Source organism: Streptomyces sp. HUAS YS2, from assembly GCF_033343995.1.
Classification (GTDB): Bacteria; Actinomycetota; Actinomycetes; order Streptomycetales; family Streptomycetaceae; genus Streptomyces; species Streptomyces solicathayae.
In genome coordinates this window covers 4,977,530-4,997,380 of the sequence record NZ_CP137573.1, presented here as the reverse complement: position 1 = coordinate 4,997,380, position 19,851 = coordinate 4,977,530, and the positions used below count along the sequence as shown (strand labels likewise).

The following is a 19,851-nucleotide window of genomic DNA, read 5'->3' as shown; positions in this document are numbered from 1 at the left end:
CCGCCCACCCGTCTCAGAAGAGCTTGCCGGGGTTCAGCAGGCCCAGCGGGTCGAAGGTCCGCTTGATACCCCGCTGCAGCTCCACGCCCACCGGCCCCAACTCCCGTGCCAGCCACTCCTTCTTCAGCGTGCCGACGCCGTGCTCGCCGGTGATCGTTCCGCCCAGTTCCAGACCGAGCGCCATGATCTCGTCGAAGGATTCGCGGGCCCGGCGCGACTCGTCCTCGTCGGTGTGGTCGAAGCACACGACGGGATGGGTGTTGCCGTCGCCCGCGTGGGCGCACACGCCGATGGTGAGGCCGTACTTCTCCGCGATCGCGGCGGTGCCGTCGAGCATGGCGGCCAGCTTGGTCCGGGGCACGCACACGTCGTCGATCATCGTCGCCGACTTCACCGCCTCCAGGGCGGTGAGCGAGAGCCGGCGGGCCTGCAGGAGGAGTTCGGACTCCGCCACGTCCTCGGCGGGGACCACCTCGGTCGCGCCGGCCGCGGTGCACAGCACGCCGACCGCGGCCAGGTCGGCGGCCGGGTCCGGAGTGTCGAAGGCGCACAGCAGCAGAGCTTCGGTGCTGTCCGGAAGACCCATGTTCGCCAGCTTGTTGACCGCCCGGACCGTGGTGCGGTCCATGATCTCCAGCAGCGAGGGGGTGTGGCCGGCCTCCATGATCGCGCAGACCGCCGCGCAGGCCGCCGCCGTCGAGCCGAACTCGGCGGCGAGCACGAGCTGCCGCGGCGGGCGCGGCTTGAGCGCCAGGACCGCCCTGACCACGATGCCCAGACTTCCCTCCGAGCCGACGAAGAGCCGGGTGAGGTCGTACCCGGCCACGCCCTTGGCGGTGCGCCGGCCGGTGGACATCAGCCGGCCGTCGGCGAGCACGACGTCGAGTCCGAGCACGTACTCCGCCGTCACCCCGTACTTCACGCAGCACAGGCCGCCGGACGCGGTGCCGATGTTGCCGCCGATCGTGCACATCTCCCAGCTGGACGGGTCCGGCGGGTAGTACAGCCCCTGCTCGTCGACGGCGCGCGAGAGCACCGCGTTGACGACGCCCGGTTCGACGACGGCGATCCGGTCGACCGGGTTGATCTCCAGGATCCGGTCCATCTTGACGAGCGACAGCACGATGCAGCCGTCGGAGGCGTTGGCGGCGCCGGACAGGCCGGTGCGGGCGCCCTGCGGAACGACGGGGACACGCAGTTCGGTCGCGACCCGCATGACGTGCTGGACCTGCTCGACGGTCCGCGGGAGCACGACGGCGGCGGGGGCGCCGGCCGGGCAGAAGCTCGCCATGTCGTGCGCGTACGAGGCCATGACGTCGGGGTCGTCGAGGAGGGCCTCGGCGGGCAGGCCCGCGCGCAGGAGCTCGTGGAGTCGTTCGGCGGTCGGCTGAAGATCGTCCATGCCTCCAGCGTGGCACTCGGGGCCATCGGTGTGAACCCGCCGGACGTTCGGGTTCGACGCGCTCGGTGTGCTCTTCGTACAGGCGCAAAGTGAGCGCCATGAAGACGCTGAACGTCTCACGGAAGGTGCTCGTCACCGGGGTGTGCGCGGTGGCGGTCGCGGGGGCGGCGCTGGTGTACGGGCCCGATCTGTTCGACGACGGGCCGGAGCCGCTGCCCGGCCCGGCCGGCCGGGCCATGACGGCGGTGACCGCAGGGGCGCCGGCGGCGCTGCCGGACCTGGTGGCGCTGATCGGGGACCGGCGGACCTGGCTGCGTGAGCACCCGGGCGACGAGGCTTCCTGGGCGGTGCTCGGGGCGGCGTACACGGAGCGGGGCACGCGGTTCGCGGAGGCGGAGGACTTCCCGCGGGCCGAGCGGGCGCTGCGGAAGTCGCTGGCGGTGTTGCCGGCGAAGCGCGGGAACGTCGACGCGCAGCTGGGGCTCGCGGCGCTGGCCAACGCGCGGGGCGACTTCGCGCGGGGCAGGGCGTGGGGCGAGCGGGTGCGCAAGGAGGCCCCGAAGCGCTGGGCGGCGTACCCGGTGCTGATCGACGCGTACAAGGGGCTCGGCGACTACCAGGCGGCGCAGAAGGCCATGACGGCCCTGGAGGGGCTGCACTCGGGTGCGGCGGTGCTGGACCGGGCCGCGCAGATGTACCGGGACCGGGGCTGGCGCGAGGACGCGGGCGCGGCAGCGCTGGAGGCGGCGGCGTACGCGGGCAGTCCGGTGCAGAAGGCGGCCTGTCTGCACCGGCTCGGCGAACTGGCCTGGGAGCGGGGCGAGCCGGCCGAGGCGGTGGCCCAGTACACGGCGGCGCTGCGGCTGGCCCCCGCGCACGGGCCGGCGCTGGCGGGCCGGGCGAGGGCGCTGGGGGCGCTGGGGCGGACGGCGGAGGCGTTCCGGGACTACCGGGCGGCGCTTGCGGCGACGCCGTTGCCCGAATACGCCCTGGAGGCAGGCGAGTTGTACGAGGCGGAGGGCCTGGACGGGGACGCGGCGACGCAGTTCGAGACGCTGCGGGCGCGGGCGACGGAGGCCGGGGCGCAGGGCGTGAACGGGGAGCTGACGCTCGCCCGGTTCGAGACGGACCACGGCGAACCGGACGAGGGCGTACGGCGATTGAAGGCCGAGTGGGCACGCGGGCACCGCTCGATGGAGGTGGCGGACGCACTGGCCTGGGCGCTGTACCGGACCGGCGAGGCGGAGGAGGCGCTGCCGTACGCGAAGCGGGTGACCGACGAGGGCCGGCGCAGCGCGCTTTTCGCGTACCACCGCGGCGAGATCGAGCGCACGCTCGGCGAGTACGGCGCGGCGCGCCGGCACATCGGGGAGGCGCTCCGGATCAACCCGTACTTCTCCCCTCTCCTCGCCCCCAAGGCGAAGGAGGCCCTGGCAGCCCTGGGAGACCCCCCGGAGGGCGGCCCGAAGGACATGGAGGACGCGAGGCGAGCGCGGGAGGCCGCGGCAGCGGCGGAGGCGGCGAGAGCGGCCGAGGCGGCGAGAGCCGCGAACGCGGCCAAGGCCGTGACGCCCGCGAAGCCCGCGAAGCCCGCGCCGGCGCGGAAGCCCGGGGGCGCGGCGCGCCCCTGACGCCCCCGCGTTGCGGACACACGTTCCCGGCGCCCTTTGCGGGCGCCTCCGCCCCATGCTCGTACCCGCACCCCGTGGCGCGTTCACGCCGCAAGGGCGGCACCCCCCGTCGGCGCCGCCCTTGCAACCGCGCGGCGGCCTACAGGTTGCCGCGCTTGTCCTGCTCTCGCTCGATCGCTTCGAACAGGGCCTTGAAGTTGCCCTTGCCGAAGCCCATCGAGCCGTGCCGCTCGATGATCTCGAAGAAGACCGTCGGACGGTCCTGGACCGGCTTCGTGAAGATCTGCAGCAGGTAGCCGTCCTCGTCGCGGTCCGCGAGGATCTTCAGCTCGCGCAGCTCGTCGATCGGGACACGTGTGTCGCCGACCCACTCGCCCAGCGTGTCGTAGTACGCGTCCGGGACGGACAGGAACTCGACGCCCGCCGCGCGCATCGTGCGCACCGTCGCGACGATGTCGTTCGACGCGAGGGCGATGTGCTGCACGCCCGGGCCGCCGTAGAACTCCAGGTACTCGTCGATCTGCGACTTCTTCTTCGCGATCGCCGGCTCGTTGATCGGGAACTTGACCTTCTTGGTGCCGTCCGCGACGACCTTCGACATCAGCGCCGAGTACTCGGTCGCGATGTCGTCGCCGACGAACTCCTTCATGTTGGTGAAGCCCATGACCTGGTTGTAGAAGGCCACCCACTCGTTCATCTTGCCGAGCTCGACGTTGCCGACGCAGTGGTCGATGGCCTGGAAGGTGCGCTTGGCCGGCGGGGCGACGATCGGGTCGGCCGCGATGAAGCCGGGCAGGTACGGGCCGTCGTACCCGGAGCGGTCGACGAGGGTGTGGCGGGTCTTGCCGTACGTGGCGATCGCGGCGAGGACGACGGTGCCGTGCTCGTCCTTCACCTCGTACGGCTCGGTGAGGCCGCGGGCGCCGTGCTCGACGGCGTACGCGTACGCGGCGCGCGCGTCCGGCACCTCGATCGCCAGGTCGATCACGCCGTCGCCGTGCTCGGCGACGTGCTCGGCGAGGAAGGTGCCCCAGTCGGTGGCGGCCTTGATGACGGAGGTGAACACGAAACGGGCCGCGCCGTTGGTGAGGACGTACGACGCCGTCTCGCGGCTGCCGGTCTCCGGTCCGGAGTACGCGACGAGCTTCATGCCGAAGGCCGTGGAGTAGTAGTGCGCGGCCTGCTTGGCGTTGCCTACGGCGAAGACGACCGCGTCCATTCCCTTGACCGGGAAGGGATCGGCCTCACGCGCGGTGTTCGGGGTGGTGTGGAGGGTCTCAGTCATGACCGCAGACTCTCTCCGTTCCACAAGCTGCGCAATAGTTCCCTGATTCACTGGTCAATCTGCTCAGCGACGGGCCAGTATCGACGTACGTTCTGCACAGGATGACCAACGGGAGGACGCCGTGGCGATCGATCATCTGGACGGCCGGCTGCTGACACTGCTGGCACAGGAGCCGCGTATCGGGGTGCTTGAGGCGTCCCGCCGGCTCGGGGTGGCGCGCGGCACGGTCCAGGCGCGGCTGGACCGGCTCCAGTCGAACGGGGTGATCCGCGGCTTCGGGCCGGACGTGGACCCGGCGGCGCTCGGATACCCGGTGACCGCGTTCGCGACGCTGGAGATCAAGCAGGGCCAGGGCGGCGACGTACGGGCGCACCTGGCGACCGTGCCGGAGGTGCTGGAGCTGCACACGACGACGGGCCACGGGGACATGCTGTGCCGGCTGGTGGCGCGCTCGAACGCGGATCTGCAGCGGGTGATCGACCGGGTGGTGGGCTTCGCCGGGATCGTCCGGGCGTCGACGGCGATCGTGATGGAGAACCCGGTTCCGCTGCGGATCGTCCCGCTGGTGCAGCAGGCGGCGGAGGACGAACGGTAGGGGGCGGCGGGACGCAAAGGAGTTCCCGCAAAGAAGTCCATGCAAAGAGATTGATGCAAAGAAAAGCTTGCAGAGACTCCTTTGCACGCTTAGGGTCGAGTCATGCCCGAATCCGAGAACTCCGAGGCTCGCGTACTCGACTCACGGTCACTGCGCGGACTCGCCCACCCCCTGCGCATCCGCCTCCTCCAGGCGCTGCGCCGGCACGGACCGGCCACCGCGTCCCAACTCGCCGAGCGGCTCGACGAGTCCAGCGGCGCCACCAGCTACCACCTGCGGCAACTCGCCGCGCACGGCTTCGTCGAGGACGACCCGGAGCGCGGCAAGGGCCGGGAGCGGTGGTGGCGGGCCGCGCAGCAGGGGACGGCGTTCGACGAGTCGCTCCTGAAGGACCGCGGTCCGGAGACCCGGGGCGCCGCCGACGTCTACCTGCACGAGATCGCGACCGTCCACCAGCAGGAGCTGTCGACCTGGATCGCAACCCGGAGCGACTGGTCGGACGAGTGGGGCGGCGCCTCCGACATGAGTGACTTCACCTTGAACGTCACCCCGGAGGAGCTGCGCGAGATCAACGCGAAGATCCACGAACTGCTCGACGGCTACCGGCGGGCCACGCCGGCGGACGCCGAGCGCGCGCGGATCCACTTTCACGCCTTCCCGCAGAAGAACGACTGAGAGGACCGCCGCCATGCACTCCGACATCCACCTCACGCTGCACGAGATGCGCGCCGCCGACCTCCGCCAGGAGGCGGCGGGGGCGCTCCCCCGGACCTCCGTACGCGTCCAGCTCGGCTGGAAACTGGTCGAGTGGGGGCTGCGCCTGGCCACGCCGGAGCCGCGACGCGTCGTGCTGGCGGCCTGAGCGGCAGCCGGCCCCGGCGCCGTCCGGTCAGCAGCTGGGGACCTTGGCCTCCTGACCCTTCCCCAGGGCGGTGAGGGACGCCACGGCGTCCTTGAGCGTCGAGACCGGGATCAGCCGGATGCCCTTCGGCAGCTCGGCCTCGGCGTCCGAGCACTCCGCCTTCGGCACGAGGAACACGGTGGCGCCGTCCCGGCCGGCGGCCTGCGTCTTGAGGGACACGCCGCCGACGGCGCCGACGGTGCCGTCGGCCTTGATCGTGCCCGTGCCGGCGACGACACGGCCGCCGGTGAGGTCGCCGCCCGCGCCGTTCCCGTCGAGCTTGTCGACGATCCCGAGGGAGAACAGCAGGCCGGCGCTGGGGCCGCCGATGTCCTCCAGGTGGAGGGTGACCTTCACGTCCTTCGGGCTCTTGCCCAGGTAGTTCAGGGCCGCGAGCGCGGCGGCGTCCTGGGACTCCTTCATCTGGTCGAGGTTGTGCTGCTCGACCTCCTCGTCGGACTGCCCCGACGGGTACACCAGGTCGTGCGGCAGCACGGACCGGTCGGTGCGGAACCACGCGTCGACGACGTCGCCGATCCCGACCTCGGTGCTGGGGCCGGTGGCCAGGATCGTGGTCATCCGCAGCTGGCCCTTGGTCGGCCGCACCGGCGCGCCGGTGATCGTGATGACCGGCTTCCCCTCGTCCTCGCCGAGCACGTCGGCGGTCGTCCCCGGCTGCGCCACCGCGAACGGCAGCGGCGCGAACCCGGCGACGGCGACGAGCGCGGCGACGGGCAGCGCGCAGAGCGCCAGGGCACGAGGACGGGAGAGATTGCTGAGCACGCCCCCAAGATACGGGTTCCCCTCCGCAAGGCGTCGGGGGCGGGGTGCCCGGCGGACGGGGCCGGCCCGGCCGGTGGGCGGCCCCGCCACGACCTAGCGCAGGGCGTCCGCGACCTCGCGGGCCGCGTCGACCACGCGGGGGCCCACGCGTTCCGGGACCGCGTCGGCGAGCATGACGACGCCGACGCTGCCCTCCAGGCCGGTGACGCCGACCAGGGGGGCCGCCGCGCCGCTCGCGCCCGCTTCGAGTTCGCCGTGGGTGAGCGTGAAGCCGGGCTCCGTCAGGCCGCCCTGCCGGGCGGCGAGGATCGCGCGGCCCGCGGCCCCGCGGTCAAGCGGGTGCCGGAAGCCCGCCCGGTACGCCACGTGGTAGTCCGTCCAGGTCGGCTCGACGACCGCGACGGCGAGCGCCTCCGCCCCGTCGACCAGCGTCAGGTGCGCGGTCGCGCCTATGTCCTCGGCGAGCGAGCGCAGCGCGGGCAGCGCGGCCTCCCGCACCAGCGGGTGGACCTGGCGGCCCAGCCGCAGCACGCCGAGCCCGACACGGGCCCGGCCGCCCAGGTCGCGGCGGACCAGCGCGTGCTGTTCGAGCGTGGCCAGCAGACGGTAGACGACGGTCCGGTTGACGCCGAGTTTGTTGGACAACTCGGTGACCGTCAGGCCGTGGTCGGTGTCGGCGAGCAGTTTGAGGACACGCAGTCCCCGGTCGAGCGTCTGGGAGGTCTCCGCGGTCACGACGCCCTCTCCTTCGGAGTGAGTGCCGACGGACTCTCACGGATTGCTGCGACACCGGTCCCGCGGCGACGCACGTCAGAGGCCGCCGGCGGACGGGGTGCAGTACCGGCTGCGCTCCGCGGCGGCGCTGCCACGGGGCGTTTGCTTGGCCGGGACAGTAGCGACCTGCTCCGCTCAGCGGAAGACCTCGTCCAGAATCCGGGCGCGAGCGACCGGATACGGCCGGTTCGGGGCCTAAGTCGGCCGGTCTGACGACTTCACCGGACAAGATCACCCAAGACGTGCGGGGGTGCGGCCCCCGGAATCGGGGCCTCACGCCGCCTCAGCGCATCCGGGTCGCCCACTCCTGGACCTTCTTGATCCGCTCCCGGATCTGCCCCGCCGTCGCCTCCGCGCTCGGCGGCCCGCCGCACACCCGGCGCAGCTCGGTGTGGACGACGCCGTGCGGCTTGCCGCTCTGGTGCACGTACGCGCCGACCATGGTGTTGAGCTGCTTCCTGAGCTCCAGCAGCTCCTTGTGCGAAACGACGGGGCGCCGCTCCGCCGGAAGCTCCAGGAGGTCGGCCTCCTCGTCGGGCTTCTTGCGGCTGTGCGCGATCTGCCGGGCCTGACGTTTCTGCAGCAGCAGCTGCACCTGGTCGGGCTCGAGCAGACCGGGGATGCCGAGGTAGTCCTGCTCCTCCTCGCTGCCCGGGTGCGCCTGCATGCCGAACTCGGCGCTGTTGTAGAGCACCCGGTCGAAGACGGCGTCGGACTCCAGCGCCTCGAAGGGCAGCATGTCCTGCTCGCCGGTGTCCTCGTCCTGCTGGCGCTCGGCCTCCGCCATCTCCTTCTCGGACTCGGCGTACGGGTCCTCGTCCTCGCCCGCCTTCTTCGGCTTGTCGAGGACGTGGTCGCGCTCGACCTCCATCTCGTTGGCGAAGCCGAGGAGGCTGGGGATCGTCGGAAGGAACACGGACGCGGTCTCCCCGCGCCTGCGCGATCGCACGAAGCGGCCGACGGCCTGGGCGAAGAAGAGCGGCGTCGAGATGGTGGTGGCGTACACACCGACCGCGAGCCGCGGCACGTCGACGCCCTCGGACACCATCCGGACCGCGACCATCCAGCGGTCGGTGTTCTCGCTGAAGTCGTCGATCCGCTTCGACGCGCCGGTGTCGTCGGAGAGGACGACGGTCGCCTTCGTGCCGGTGATCTCGCGGATCAGCTTGGCGTACGAGCGGGCGGAGTCCTGGTCGGAGGCGATGACGAGGCCGCCGGCGTCCGGGATGGACTTGCGGACCTCGGTGAGCCGCTGGTCGGCCGCGCGCAGCACGTTCGGCATCCAGTCGCCCTTGGCGTCGAGCGCGGTGCGCCAGGCCTGCGAGATCGCGTCCTTGGTCATCGGCTCGCCGAGGCGCGCGGCGATCTCGTCGCCGGCCTTCGTGCGCCAGCGCATGTTGCCGCTGTAGGAGAGGAAGATGACCGGCCGGACGACGCCGTCGCCGAGGGCGTTGCCGTAGCCGTACGTGTAGTCCGCGGAGGAGCGGCGGATCCCGTCGTTGCCCTCCTCGTAGGTCACGAACGGAATGGGGTTGGTGTCGGAGCGGAACGGCGTACCGGTCAGCGCGAGGCGGCGGGTGGCCGGATCGAACGCCTCCAGACAGGCCTCGCCCCAGGACTTGGAGTCACCGGCGTGGTGGATCTCGTCGAGGATGACGAGGGTCTTGCGCTGCTCGCAGCGGTTGCGGTGCAGCATGGGCCGCACGCCGACGCCGGCGTACGTGATGGCGACGCCCTGGTACTCCTTGCTGAGCGGCCCGGCGCTGTAGTCGGGATCCAGCTTGATCCCTATCCGCGCGGCCGCGGCGGCCCACTGCTTCTTCAGGTGCTCGGTGGGCGCGACGACGGTGACCTGCTGGACCACGTGGTGGTGCAGCAGCCACGACGCGAGGGTCAGCGCGAAGGTGGTCTTTCCGGCGCCGGGGGTCGCGACCGCGAGGAAGTCGCGGGGCTGCTCCTGGAGGTACTTCTCCATGGCCCCCTGCTGCCAGGCACGCAGCTTGTTGGCGGTGCCCCAGGGGGCGCGGCCGGGGAAGGCGGGAGAGAGGTGATGGGAGGAGGTGGCGGTGGTAGTCACGGTCTCCGGTTCGACGCTCGTCCAGATATGACAACCGGGCCACCTTACCGGTGCGACCGGTGCGACCCACCCCGCCCGAGGGCGTGGCGGGTGCGCTTGAGACGGTCCTCACAACTCCCGGACGCGTCGCGCGATGTCCGGAATGTCGGCGAGCTCGCCGGCGGCCACCTCGATGACCAGGTCGTATGCGCGATCGAGGTCGACGCCCGCCAGATCGACTCCGTTGATCCCGAGGAAGACGGCCGCGGCCAGCCAGGCGGCGCGCTTGTTGCCGTCGACGAAGGGGTGGTTGGCGGCGATGGCGTGCAGCAGGGCGGCGGCCTGCTCGTACCGGTCGCGGTAGGCGCTCTCGCCGAACATCCGCGCGCGGGGCCGGTGCACGGCGGACTCCAGCAGCCCGGGCGCGCGCAGCTCCGGCACGCCGTCGCCGGTGAAAGCGATCCGGGCGATCTCGGTGACCTCGTGGACGGTGAGGAAGCGGGTGGGCCCGGTGGCGGTGCTCATTCCCCGAGCCTCCTCAGCAGCGACGCGTGGCGCAGCGCGAGCCGCATGGCCTCGTGCCGCACGAGCGCGTCTTTGGTGGCCAGAAACCGCCCCATGGCCTCTTCGACCTGCGCCTCGACACTGACCCCCCGGGCATCGGCCAGATCGACGAGCTCGGGCGGAACAGAAACGGTGATCTCCTGCATGACCACGGAGCGTAGGGGCGGGAGGGAGTGGGCGCGACGGGGTTTACGGGGGGGCGGACCGGCAGTCGCGACGGCCCGCGACCGCCGTCGGCCGACACCTCCGGCGGGAGGACCGTCGGACGACGCGACGCCGCACGGGCGGTGCGAGCGGGAAACACCGCGCGGGCGGAGGGACCGTCGGTCGACGTCCACGTCGCCCCCGGGCCCGGGCCGCCGGGCCGGCCTACGCGCGCAGCCGCGTGGCCACCCACGCGCCCGCCGCCGCCACCGCCGCCATCGGCAGGAAGACCGCCGCGAAGGCCGTCGGGTGGGAGCCGGCGCCGCCGGCCGCGGCGGCGCCGTGGGCCGTCGCGCCCACCAGGCCGCCGCCCAGCGCGGCGAACGCCGCACCGCCCGCCGCGAGCAGAAGGACGTTCGACAGGCCGTCCGAGATCTGCAGGGCTGCCGAGTTCGCGCCCGCCTCCTCCGGCGCCGACAGCTCCAGGAGCAGCACGCTCGTCGAGGCGATGACCACGCCCATCCCGAGGCAGCCGAACGCCCACGCCACCGCGACCGTCCAGGCCGGCACCGACGGGATCAGGACGCTCGGGGCACCCGCGATCGCCGCCGCGACCAGGATCATTCCGGCCACCAGCGTGCGGTCCCGGTACGGCTCCATCCAGGGCCGCGCCTGGAGGTACGAGCCCAGCGCCCAGGTCAGCCCGCCGACCGCGAGCGACAGCCCCGCCAGCGTGGGGCTGAGCCCGCGCTCCGTGACGAGCATCAGCGGCACGAACGATTCCGCGGCGATGAACGACCCCGCCGCGATCCCCCGCAGCAGCACCACCGCCGGGAGCCCCCGCGCGGCCCGGAACGTGCCCTTCGGCAGCAGTCCCAGCGCGGACGGGACGAGCAGCGCCGCGCCCGCCGCCGCGGGCAGCAGCGAGAGCCAGCGCAGGTCCTGCCCGGCGTACTGGAGCAGGCCCGCGCCCAGCGAGATGCCCAGCGCCAACCGGATCCGCCGCCGGTCGTACGGCGGCAGCGGCGCGGTCGGGTCCGCCGGACCCGACGCGGTGCGCCGGATCGCCGGCAGCGCGAGCGCCAGCGGGAAGACCACGAGCGCCGGGATGCCGACGAAGACCCAGCGCCACCCCAGGTGCTCCGTGATCGTCCCGGACGCGAGCGGCCCGACCACCGACGGCACGACCCAGCTCGCGGCGAACGCCGCCATGATCGCGGGCCGCAGCGCCTCGGAGTACGCGCGGCTGACGACGACGTACAGCGCGACGATCACCAGTCCGCCGCCGAGGCCCTGCACGGCCCGGCCGACGATGAACAGCCACATCGTCCCGGCGGTGCCGGACAGCAGCAGTCCGGCGGCGAACGCGGACATCCCGGCCGCGAGCGGCGCGAGCGGGCCGCTGCGGTCGGACCACTGCCCGGACAGCACCATCGCGAAGAGGCTGGTGGTGAAGTACGCGGAGAAGGCGAAGGCGTACAGGGAGACGCCGTTCAGCTCCCGCGCGGCGACCGGCATCGCGGTGCCCACGGCGGTCGCCTCGAAGGCGATCAGCAGGACGACGGAGACGATCCCGATGCTGAGCGCCCGGTGGGCCCGGTCGAGAACCCCGCCGCCGGGGGTTCCGGCGGCGGGTGCGGGCGGTGCGGGTGCGACGTCGGTGTCGCGTGGGTCCAGGGCGCTCATGACGTCCAGCGTAAGGGGCGTAGGGCGGGGTGGGCCCTGTCGTGAGCAGGGAGTGACCTCGGACCTTGGTCGTACGACCGTGAACGGCACATGGCAGTCGTGTTGCGGCGCCCGCGATTCCCTTGAGCCCGCCACAGCGCCGCGCCTACGGTCGTTCCAGAGCACAACACGACCGTGTGCCCGAGTGGTTCAGGGGCTCGACTGCAACTCGAGTTACGTCGGTTCGATTCCGATCACGGTCTCAAGTGGGGGCGCCCCGACCTCTGCCGGGGGTCCGGGGGTCGCCCCCGGGAAACACAGCGTCGGTTCGATTCCGATCACGGTCTCAAGAGGGGGCGCCCCGACCTCTGCCGGGGGTCCGGGGGTCGCCCCCGGGAAACACAGCGTCGGTTCGATTCCGATCACGGTCTCAAGTGGGGGCGCCCCCGACTCGCACACCGAAGGGCCTGGGGAGTCTCCTCAGGCCCTTCGAAATTCATCCGCACGATCTTCACAAGATCACCCCCGCCGTGCGACAGTCCCGCCATGACAGTTACGGCCGGTCGCAAGCTGGGCGCCCTCGTGGGCGTCGGCCTTGCCGGGCTCCTGCCCGGCGTCACCCTCGGATCCGGCTCCGAGGCGTTCATCTCGTACATGGTCGCGTTCATCGCCGTGGGGCTGCTGACGCAGGTCGTCTACATAGGGCCGTCCGCCCTCGTCCCCGGCCTGCCCCTGCTCGCCTTCGCCGCCGCCGGCGTCGTCCAGGACTCGCTCATCTGGTGGCTGTTGTCCTGGGTGGGCCTGGCCGGCGGGTTCGAGCTGCGGGTGGACGGGTTCCTCGCGATCGTGCTGGCCGGTCTGATCACCCGGGTCGCGATCCTCGGCGTCTCGCTCCTCCTCGGCCGCCCGGCGGCCGAGGAGGACTGACCGCGAGAGAGGATCAGGCCGACGGTCGGGCCGCCTGGGCCATCTCCTTCAGGTGCTCCTCGTCCGCCTTGCTCAGCGACGTCCGCACCACCTGGCCGCCGTACTGGGCCAGTTCCGGCACCACCTTGTCCGCGGCCGCGTGCTTCACCAGCGTGAACACCGCGGCGGCGCCCGGCTGGAGGTTGGCGCTGAGCTCCTTCATGAAGCCGTCGTCGATGCCCGTGTCGGTGACCGCGCCGCCCGCCGCGCCCGCCGCCGCGCCCACGGCGGCGCCGAGGAACGGGACGAGGAAGAGCAGTCCGATGACGCTCCCCCACAGCGCGCCGCCCGCCGCGCCCATGGCGGTGTGGTTGACGGCCTGGTGGAGCTTGATCTTGTTGTCGCTCGCCCGGCGCTCGACGACCACGATGTCCTCGAGTTCGACGAGGTGTTCGCGGTTCATGGACAGCAGCCTGTCGCGGACCTGGTTCGCGGTGGCGAGGTCGTTGTAGGCGACGACGAACAGATTGCTCATGCGACTGACTCCTTCTACGGATTCCACGGAAGGCGAAAACGGGAGATGCCCGATTCGCCCCCACCCTAGAGTCAGGGAGCGAATCGGGCATTCCGAAGTAATCCACCCACGTGGCAGGCCGCGCTCAGGCGCCCGTCTGCGTCACCGCCGCCACCGCGGCCTGCGGCCTGATCGGGAGCCGGTTCACCGGCCGCCCCGTCGCCGCCCGCACCGCCGCGGCCACCGCCGCCGGAGACGTCACGACCGGCACCGCGCTCGCCGCCTTCGCGCCGAACGGGGCCACCACGTCACGCTCCTCGACAAGCTTCACGATCCGTACGTCCGGGGCGTCGAGCGCCGTCGGCAGCGCATAGCCCATGAAGTCCGGGTGCCGCACCACTCCACGCGCCGTACGCAGGTTCTCCGTCAGCGCCGCGCCGACGCCCTGCGTGACGCCCGCCTCGATCCGGGCCGCGAGCTGCGCGGGGTTGAGGATCCGGCCGACGTCCTGGGCGACGGCCATCTCCACCACCCGCACGGAGCCGAGCTCGATGTCGACGTCCACCACCGCGCGGATCGCGCAGAACGCCAGGCCGACGAACGCGTCGCCCTGCCCCGACTCGTCCAGCGGCTCCGTCGGGTGCGGGCGGCACTGCGCGGTGGCCCACAGCTCCTTGCCGTCCATCGCCTCGGTGACCGTCGTGGAGAGCACGCCGTCGTACGAGGTGATCTTGCCGTCGGTGATCTGGAGCAGCTCCGTCGACATGCCGAACTTGTGCGCCAGCGGCTGCAGCAGCTGCGTACGGACCATCTTGGCCGCCCGCTCCACCGCGCCGCCCGACACCCACGTGTGCCGGCCGTGCGTCGCCGCGCCGGCCGGCGGCTGGTCGGTGTCGACGGAGGCGACGTGCACCTCGTCGATGCCCAGGGTCTCCTGGACGATCTGGCGGGCCAGCGTGGAGAAGCCCGAACCGGTCTCCACCGCCGCGCAGATGACCGTCGCGACCCCGTCCTGCACCTTCACCGTGGCCGTCGAGACCTCGTCGGCACCTTCCGCGCCGAGCATGTGGACCATGCCGAGCGCGTAGCCGACGCCCCGCCGCACCGCCCCCGGCTCGCCCGCGCCGTCCGGTCCGCCGGGCAGCAGCCAGTCGTCCTCGGGGGCGTCCATCGGCAGCGGCGGCAGCGGGAAGTCCCGTACCGCGCCGAGGAGTTCGGCGACCGGGGCCGGGCAGGTCACGGTCTGCCCGGTGGGCAGCAGGTCGCCGGTCGCGAGCACGTTCCGCATCCGCAACTCGGCCGGGTCGACGCCCAGTCGGGCCGCCAGCTTGTCCATCTGCGCCTCGTAGGCGGCGCACACCTGCATCGCGCCCTCGCCCCGCACATGGCCGGAGGGCGGGTTGTTCGTACGGACCGCCCAGCCCTCGATGAAGGCGTGCGGCACGACGTACGGGCCGCAGGCGAACGAGACGGCGGCGGCGAGGGATTCGGCGGAGTGGTCCGCGTACGCGCCCGCGTCCAGCAGGATCTGCGCCTCCACCTTCACCAACCGGCCCTCGCCGTCCGCGTGGTGGCGGTAGCGCAGCAGCGTCGGGTGGCGGTGGGCGTGGCCGAGGAAGGACTCCTCGCGGGTGGCGGTGAGCTTGACCGGGCAGCCGGTGCGCAGCGCGAGCAGGCCCAGCGGGATCTGGAAGCCGGGATCCTCGCGGTCGCTGGTCGCGCCGGGCACGCCGGTGACGACGACCTTGACCTGCTCGGGGGCGAGCCCGAAGCAGGCCGCGGCCAGGTCGCGGTCGGTGTGCGGGTCGGTGGAGGCGGTGTAGATCTCGACGCCGCCGTCGGGGCGCGGGACGGCCAGGCCGGCCTCGGCGCCGATCGGCGCGGGGTCCTGGCGGCCGATCCGGTACAGCCCCTCGACGACGATCTCGCCGGTCGCCTCGGCGTCGCCGAAGCTCAGTGGGATGTGCCGGATCAGGTTGCCGTCCGGGTGCAGCGCGGGCGCGGCGAAGGCCTTCTCGGGGTCGGTGACCGGCTCCAGGACCTCGTACTCGACGGCGATGGCCGCGGCCGCGAGCCGGGCGGTGTCGGGGTGGTCGGCGGCGACGGCGGCGATCGCCTCGCCGTGGTGCCGGACGAGTTCGGCGGCGAAGACCGGCCGGTCGGCGACGGTACGGCCGTACGACGGGTCGCCCGGCACGTCCGCGTGCGTCACCACGGCCCGGACGCCCGGCATCTCGGCGGCGGCGGTCGTGTCGAGGGAGACGATCCGGGCGTGCGGGTGCGGCGAGCGCAGGATCGCCGCCCACAGCAGGCCCTCGGCCCACAGGTCGGAGGCGTACGGGAAGGTGCCCTCGGTCTTCGCCCGGGCGTCGGCCGGCGGCAGGGAGACCCCCAGGCCGTGCAGCCGCTGCTCCTGCCGGGGGCTGTCGAGCGGGGCCGTGGGAACGGCGGTGCTCGTGTCGCTGCTCACGCCATGCCTCCGTCGAGCGGGTGCGGAATCTGGTGCGGGATGCGCGCCTCGTCCGCCGGGTCCGCGGCGGCCGGGTCGGCGGCCGCGGTCGCGGCCCGCTCGGCGACGACCTCCTGGACGGCGTCGAGTACGCCCCGGTAGCCCGAGCAGCGGCACAGGTTGCCGCAGAGGGCCTGGCGGGTCTCCAGCTCGGTGGGCGCGTGGTTGCCCTCGAGCAGGTCGTGCACGGTCATGGCCATGCCCGGGACGCAGAAGCCGCACTGGACGGCGCCGCACTTGGCGAGGGCCCGCTGCACGTCGGAGGGCTCGCCGTCGACGGCGAGGCCCTCGACGGTACGGATCTCGCTGCCGGCGGTGGTCGCGGCGGGCACCAGGCAGGAGGCCACGAGCCGGCCGTCGACCTGGACGTTGCACGCGCCGCACTCGCCCTGCGAGCAGCCGTCCTTCGCCCCGGCGAGGCCGAGCCGCTCGCGCAGCACGTAGAGCAGGGACTCGCCGATCCAGGACCCGGTGACGGGGCGGTCGGCGCCGTTGACGCGCAGCGCGTACGAGATGTGCGGGTGCTCTTCGCTGTCGCTGCTGCTGCCCGTGTCGAACACGGGAGCGGGCCCCGCCTCGCCGGGGTCCTCGGGGGCCTCAGGAAGCTCGGGAAGGGCCTCAGGGGCCTCTGGAGCCTCCGAGGCGGTCTCCTGGACGTCCTGGACGGGCTCGACGGCCGCATCCGCCTCCGGCGCCGCCTCGGGCTCCGGCTCCGCGACCGCCCACGGCGCGGGGGCGCCGCCGGGCAGCGTGGCGGGCGCGCTGCTCGCGTACTGGGCCAGCATCGACGTGGTGAACTCGCCCGACTCGTCCGAGCCTTCCGGCACGGTCGGGATGGTCCACTGGCCGGTGGACTGCGAGGCGTCCGGAAAGCTCCACTGCCCGGTCGCGTGCGGGTCGTGCGCGGCCGGCGGCTCGGACGCCCCGGCCCCCGCCGCGGGCTCGCCGTAGGCGGAGTGGTCGCCGTACTGCGCGTGCTCGGACTGCTCGCCGTACTCCCTGTGCTCGCCGTACTCGCTGTGCTCGCCGTGCTCGACGAAGTCGCCCGGGTCGGTCGGGTCGGTCGGGACGACGTACTCCGCCTCCGTCGGCTCCTGCACCACCCAGGTGCCGGTCGCGGCCGGGTCGGTCGCGGCGGCCGGGGTCAGCGGCACGATCATCGGCGGCACGTAGCCGTGCCCGGGGGCCTCCAGGGGCGCGGTGGCGAAGTCGAAGTCCGGCGGCAGCTGCACGAAGGCCGTGGCGTCGCTGTCGTAGCCCTCGCTCTGCGGGATGGGCTGCCAGCCGCCGTGGTCGTGACCCGCTGCGTACGGGTCGTTCGGCTCGTTGGTCTCGTCCGTGCTCACGACAGCGCCCTCCCCAGTGCCCGTCGGGCCAGCGCGGCGACGGTGCGCCGCAGGTGCAGTACGGCGGGCGGCAGCTGCTCGTCGCCCTCCGGGTCCGGGATGCAGGCCGCGGCCACGTACTCTCCGAAGGCCGTCAGGGCCTCCGGGGCGAGCCCCCGGTCGTTGTCCCAGTCGATCAGCGAGGCGATCCACCGCTCCGCCTCCAGCGGCCGCAGCGGCATCGGCGCGATCGCGCCGACCGCGCAGCGCACCGCGCGGTGCGCCGGGTCGAGGACGACGGCGACGGACGCGGCGGCGCGGGCCGGGCCGGTCCGGCCGGTGACCTTGAGGAACACCTGCGGGGCGTGCAGCAGCGGTACGCGGACGAAGCCGACGAGTTCGCCGGGCGCGAGCATGTCCCGGCCGGCCAGCAGGTGCGAGACGGGGATCTCGCGGCCGCCGTCCGGGCCCGTGACGACCAGGTCGGCCTCCAGGGCGGCCAGGACGGGCAGCGAGTCGCCGGTGGGCGCGGCGGAGACGACGTTGCCGCCGAGGGTGCCGGCGTTGCGGATCTGGGGCGGTCCGGCGGCGCGGGCGGCCGCGGCGAGCGCGGGGATCAGGGCGGCGAAGTCGGGCCGGCCCATCCGGGAGTGGGTGAGACCCGCGCCGAGCAGCGCGTGACCGTCCTGGTACTGCCAGCCGCGGATCTCGTTGATCCGGCCGAGGCCGACGAGCCCGGCGGGGCGCAGCTGCCCCCGGTTGACGGCCGCCATCAGATCGGTGCCGCCCGCGACGGGCACGGCGGCGGGCATGGCGGTGAGCGCGGCCACGGCCTCGTCGAGCGTGGCCGGAAGCGTCACCGAATGCGCCGTCCGTGGTGCGTGCGTGGTCAACCCGCTGCCCCTTCCCGGTGTCCCCGGCTGTCCCCGGTTGTCCCGCCTGTGTGGCCGTACGGTACGTGGTCACAGCCCGGACGTGGCAACTCTGGCACATCTTCCGAGCCGTCCGACGCGAGGGTCCGCGAAGGACGGTTCCGTCCCGGACCTCCCACGACCCGGGATATGGTCCGTTTTGACACTACTTCGGAAGCTGGGGCGGATTGCGGCACTTCGGCGAATTCCGAGCGGGTGCCGGTGCGGCCGGCGGTCAGCCGCCCGACCTGGGCGGCCCGGCCGGGCGGCGCTGCCGAGGGAGGGGTCCGGAGGGCGGCCGGTAGTCGACGCCGAGGGCGTCGAGGCGCGCGTAATGGGTGGTCAGGCGCCGCTCGAAGTCGGCGACATCGCGGTCCGCGGGGGCGGGCAGGGCGGACCAGGCGACCTCCGCGAAGGCGGCGAGCCGGGGGAACACCTGGTAGTCGACGCGGTCGCGGCTCTCCATCGCCTCGGTCCACACGTTGGCCTGGGTGCCGAGGACGTGCCCGGCGGCCGTCTCGGACAGGCCCGGCGGCACGGGGTCGAAGCGGTAGACGTCCGCCAGGGTCACGGTGTGGCCGACGGGCATCGGCTCGTCCTCGCCCGGGTCCTGACGGTAGTCCAGGTAGACGTGCTGCGCGGGGCACATGACGACGTCGTGCCCGGCCTCGGCGGCGGCGATCCCGCCCTCGTACCCGCGCCACGAGGAGACGGCGGCGCCGTCCGCGAGCCCGCCCTCCAGGATCTCGTCCCAGCCGATCAGCCGGCGTCCGCGGGCGGCCAGCCAGCGGTCGAAGTGCCGGACGAACCACGACTGCAGCTCGTCCTCGTCGGCGAGACCCAGCTCCTTGATGCGCGCCCGGGCCGAAGGGGACGCCCTCCACTGGTCCTTGGGGCACTCGTCGCCGCCGATGTGGACGAAGGTCGACGGGAAGAGGTCGAGGACCTCCTCGAAGACGCCCTCGTAGAAACGGAGTACGGCGTCGGTGGGCGCGAGCACGTTGGGGTTCACGCCCCAGGTGTCCCAGACCCCGAGCGCGGCGGTGTCGACGACGTCGGTGTTGCCGAGTTCGGGGTACGCGGCGATCGCGGCCTGCGAGTGGCCGGGAACGTCGATCTCGGGAACGACGGTGACGTGCCGTTCGGCTGCGTACGCGACGATCTCGCGGATGTCGTCCCGCGTGTAGTACCCGCCGTGCGGTGTCTCGTTCCAGTACGGCGAGTTCTTGTGCCCCCACTTGGTCCGCGCCCGCCACGCACCGGTCTCGGTGAGCCGCGGGTACCGCTCGATCTCGATCCGCCAGCCCTGGTCGTCGGTGAGGTGGAGGTGGAGCACGTTGAGCTTGTGGGCGGCGAGCAGGTCGACGTAGCGCAGGACGTCGTCCTTGGGCATGAAGTGCCGCGCGACGTCGAGCATGAGCCCGCGCCAGCGGAACCGGGGCGCGTCGGTGACGGACTGGACCGGCAGGGCGGCAACAGCCTCCGGGCCGCGCGCCCTGCGGAAGGCGGCGGGACCGAGGAGCTGACGGAACGTCTGGGCGCCCCAGAAGACGCCGGCCGGGTCGCCGCCGGCGATCTCGACCGTCCCGTTCACGACCGCGTCCAGGCGGTACGCCTCGGGGCCCAGGGCGTCGTCGACGCGCAGCCGGACGACGTTGTCCCGCCGTCCGTCCGGGGCGGGCCGCAGCGGCAGGCCGAAGGCCGCGCCGAGCACGGCGCGCAGCCAGCGCTCGGTGGACTCGGTGCCGGGCGCGGCGTCCAGGGCGGTACGACCGTCGAGAGCGAAGCCGCAGCGGTACGGCCCCTCGACGCGCGCGGGCGCGGGGATCAGGTCCATGGGCTCAGTCCTACCCCACAAGTGGTCTCGACCACTACGGGACGGACGG

The 19,851-nt window shown here is 73.1% G+C and carries 18 protein-coding genes and 1 tRNA gene; 6 read left to right on the top strand and 13 right to left on the bottom strand.

Annotated features, from left to right (window positions below; translation table 11 throughout):
* Positions 1–13 precede the first annotated feature (13 nt).
* On the bottom strand, positions 14–1,402 hold the full coding sequence (locus R2D22_RS23140; protein ID WP_318106569.1) for an FAD-binding oxidoreductase: 1,389 nt from the start codon (positions 1,400–1,402) through the stop codon (positions 14–16).
* 98 nt (positions 1,403–1,500) lie between these two features.
* Here R2D22_RS23140 and R2D22_RS23135 point away from each other — a divergent pair, with 98 nt between their 5' ends.
* Complete coding sequence (locus R2D22_RS23135; protein WP_318106568.1) at positions 1,501–3,033, top strand: tetratricopeptide repeat protein; 1,533 nt, start codon at positions 1,501–1,503, stop codon at positions 3,031–3,033.
* Between the two features lie 139 nt (positions 3,034–3,172).
* On the opposite strand, the gene hppD is transcribed toward R2D22_RS23135, so the two are convergent.
* The gene (hppD, locus tag R2D22_RS23130; protein WP_318106567.1) at positions 3,173–4,318 is read right to left on the bottom strand and encodes a 4-hydroxyphenylpyruvate dioxygenase; all 1,146 of its coding nucleotides are present in this window, start codon (positions 4,316–4,318) and stop codon (positions 3,173–3,175) included.
* Between the two features lie 121 nt (positions 4,319–4,439).
* On the opposite strand from hppD, the gene R2D22_RS23125 reads away from it, so the two are divergent.
* The 3 genes from R2D22_RS23125 to R2D22_RS23115 all read left to right on the top strand — a co-directional run bounded on the left by R2D22_RS23125 (position 4,440) and on the right by R2D22_RS23115 (position 5,775).
* On the top strand, positions 4,440–4,913 hold the full coding sequence (locus R2D22_RS23125; protein WP_318106566.1) for an Lrp/AsnC family transcriptional regulator: 474 nt from the start codon (positions 4,440–4,442) through the stop codon (positions 4,911–4,913).
* Positions 4,914–5,015: 102 nt separating this feature from the next.
* Positions 5,016–5,588, top strand: a complete 573-nt coding sequence (locus tag R2D22_RS23120; protein ID WP_318106565.1) for an ArsR/SmtB family transcription factor — start codon at positions 5,016–5,018, stop codon at positions 5,586–5,588.
* 13 nt (positions 5,589–5,601) lie between these two features.
* On the top strand, positions 5,602–5,775 hold the full coding sequence (locus tag R2D22_RS23115) for a hypothetical protein (RefSeq protein ID WP_318106564.1): 174 nt from the start codon (positions 5,602–5,604) through the stop codon (positions 5,773–5,775).
* Positions 5,776–5,802: 27 nt separating this feature from the next.
* Here R2D22_RS23115 and R2D22_RS23110 read toward each other — a convergent pair whose 3' ends face one another.
* The 6 genes from R2D22_RS23110 to R2D22_RS23085 form a co-directional block, all read right to left on the bottom strand.
* Complete coding sequence (locus tag R2D22_RS23110; RefSeq protein WP_318106563.1) at positions 5,803–6,597, bottom strand: S16 family serine protease; 795 nt, start codon at positions 6,595–6,597, stop codon at positions 5,803–5,805.
* Between the two features lie 93 nt (positions 6,598–6,690).
* Positions 6,691–7,332, bottom strand: a complete 642-nt coding sequence (locus R2D22_RS23105; RefSeq protein WP_318106562.1) for an IclR family transcriptional regulator — start codon at positions 7,330–7,332, stop codon at positions 6,691–6,693.
* Between the two features lie 322 nt (positions 7,333–7,654).
* A complete protein-coding gene (locus R2D22_RS23100) occupies positions 7,655–9,448 on the bottom strand; it encodes a DEAD/DEAH box helicase (RefSeq protein WP_318106561.1) in 1,794 nt (597 codons plus the stop codon).
* 108 nt (positions 9,449–9,556) lie between these two features.
* Positions 9,557–9,952 (bottom strand): type II toxin-antitoxin system death-on-curing family toxin, encoded by a 396-nt coding sequence (locus tag R2D22_RS23095; RefSeq protein ID WP_318106560.1) that lies wholly within the window; start codon positions 9,950–9,952, stop codon positions 9,557–9,559.
* Positions 9,949–10,137 carry a hypothetical protein gene (locus tag R2D22_RS23090; RefSeq protein WP_318106559.1) on the bottom strand — a complete coding sequence of 63 codons (189 nt, stop codon included), beginning with the start codon at positions 10,135–10,137 and terminating at the stop codon, positions 9,949–9,951. The genes R2D22_RS23095 and R2D22_RS23090 overlap by 4 nt, the downstream gene beginning before the upstream one ends.
* Before the next feature lie 223 nt (positions 10,138–10,360).
* Complete coding sequence (locus tag R2D22_RS23085; RefSeq protein ID WP_318106558.1) at positions 10,361–11,821, bottom strand: MFS transporter; 1,461 nt, start codon at positions 11,819–11,821, stop codon at positions 10,361–10,363.
* 170 nt (positions 11,822–11,991) lie between these two features.
* Between R2D22_RS23085 and R2D22_RS23080 the strand changes: the two genes are divergently transcribed.
* Both R2D22_RS23080 and R2D22_RS23075 read left to right on the top strand, forming a co-directional pair.
* Positions 11,992–12,063: transfer RNA gene (locus R2D22_RS23080), tRNA-Cys, on the top strand.
* Between the two features lie 283 nt (positions 12,064–12,346).
* Complete coding sequence (locus R2D22_RS23075) at positions 12,347–12,727, top strand: hypothetical protein (RefSeq protein ID WP_318106557.1); 381 nt, start codon at positions 12,347–12,349, stop codon at positions 12,725–12,727.
* 13 nt (positions 12,728–12,740) lie between these two features.
* Here R2D22_RS23075 and R2D22_RS23070 read toward each other — a convergent pair whose 3' ends face one another.
* From R2D22_RS23070 to R2D22_RS23050, 5 genes are all read right to left on the bottom strand, one after another.
* Positions 12,741–13,241, bottom strand: a complete 501-nt coding sequence (locus R2D22_RS23070; RefSeq protein ID WP_318106556.1) for a DUF1269 domain-containing protein — start codon at positions 13,239–13,241, stop codon at positions 12,741–12,743.
* A gap of 124 nt (positions 13,242–13,365) precedes the next feature.
* Positions 13,366–15,690 carry a xanthine dehydrogenase family protein molybdopterin-binding subunit gene (locus tag R2D22_RS23065; protein WP_318106555.1) on the bottom strand — a complete coding sequence of 775 codons (2,325 nt, stop codon included), beginning with the start codon at positions 15,688–15,690 and terminating at the stop codon, positions 13,366–13,368.
* The gene (locus R2D22_RS23060; protein ID WP_318106554.1) at positions 15,687–17,075 is read right to left on the bottom strand and encodes a (2Fe-2S)-binding protein; all 1,389 of its coding nucleotides are present in this window, start codon (positions 17,073–17,075) and stop codon (positions 15,687–15,689) included. Before R2D22_RS23060 ends, R2D22_RS23065 begins: the two co-directional genes overlap by 4 nt.
* Positions 17,072–17,947, bottom strand: coding sequence for an FAD binding domain-containing protein (locus tag R2D22_RS23055; protein ID WP_318106553.1), 876 nt, complete (start codon positions 17,945–17,947; stop codon positions 17,072–17,074). The genes R2D22_RS23060 and R2D22_RS23055 overlap by 4 nt, the downstream gene beginning before the upstream one ends.
* A gap of 253 nt (positions 17,948–18,200) precedes the next feature.
* Positions 18,201–19,802 carry a beta-N-acetylhexosaminidase gene (locus R2D22_RS23050; RefSeq protein ID WP_318106552.1) on the bottom strand — a complete coding sequence of 534 codons (1,602 nt, stop codon included), beginning with the start codon at positions 19,800–19,802 and terminating at the stop codon, positions 18,201–18,203.
* Between the last annotated feature and the right edge of the window lie 49 nt (positions 19,803–19,851).

Coding starts and splice junctions, on each gene's coding strand:
- R2D22_RS23135 (WP_318106568.1), top strand. CDS start 1,501: ATGAAGACGCTGAACGTCTCACGGAAGGTGCTCGTCACCGGGGTGTGC.
- hppD (WP_318106567.1), bottom strand. CDS start 4,318: ATGACTGAGACCCTCCACACCACCCCGAACACCGCGCGTGAGGCCGAT.
- R2D22_RS23085 (WP_318106558.1), bottom strand. CDS start 11,821: ATGAGCGCCCTGGACCCACGCGACACCGACGTCGCACCCGCACCGCCC.
- R2D22_RS23070 (WP_318106556.1), bottom strand. CDS start 13,241: ATGAGCAATCTGTTCGTCGTCGCCTACAACGACCTCGCCACCGCGAAC.
- R2D22_RS23140 (WP_318106569.1), bottom strand. CDS start 1,402: ATGGACGATCTTCAGCCGACCGCCGAACGACTCCACGAGCTCCTGCGC.
- R2D22_RS23090 (WP_318106559.1), bottom strand. CDS start 10,137: ATGCAGGAGATCACCGTTTCTGTTCCGCCCGAGCTCGTCGATCTGGCC.
- R2D22_RS23095 (WP_318106560.1), bottom strand. CDS start 9,952: ATGAGCACCGCCACCGGGCCCACCCGCTTCCTCACCGTCCACGAGGTC.
- R2D22_RS23115 (WP_318106564.1), top strand. CDS start 5,602: ATGCACTCCGACATCCACCTCACGCTGCACGAGATGCGCGCCGCCGAC.
- R2D22_RS23120 (WP_318106565.1), top strand. CDS start 5,016: ATGCCCGAATCCGAGAACTCCGAGGCTCGCGTACTCGACTCACGGTCA.
- R2D22_RS23050 (WP_318106552.1), bottom strand. CDS start 19,802: ATGGACCTGATCCCCGCGCCCGCGCGCGTCGAGGGGCCGTACCGCTGC.
- R2D22_RS23075 (WP_318106557.1), top strand. CDS start 12,347: ATGACAGTTACGGCCGGTCGCAAGCTGGGCGCCCTCGTGGGCGTCGGC.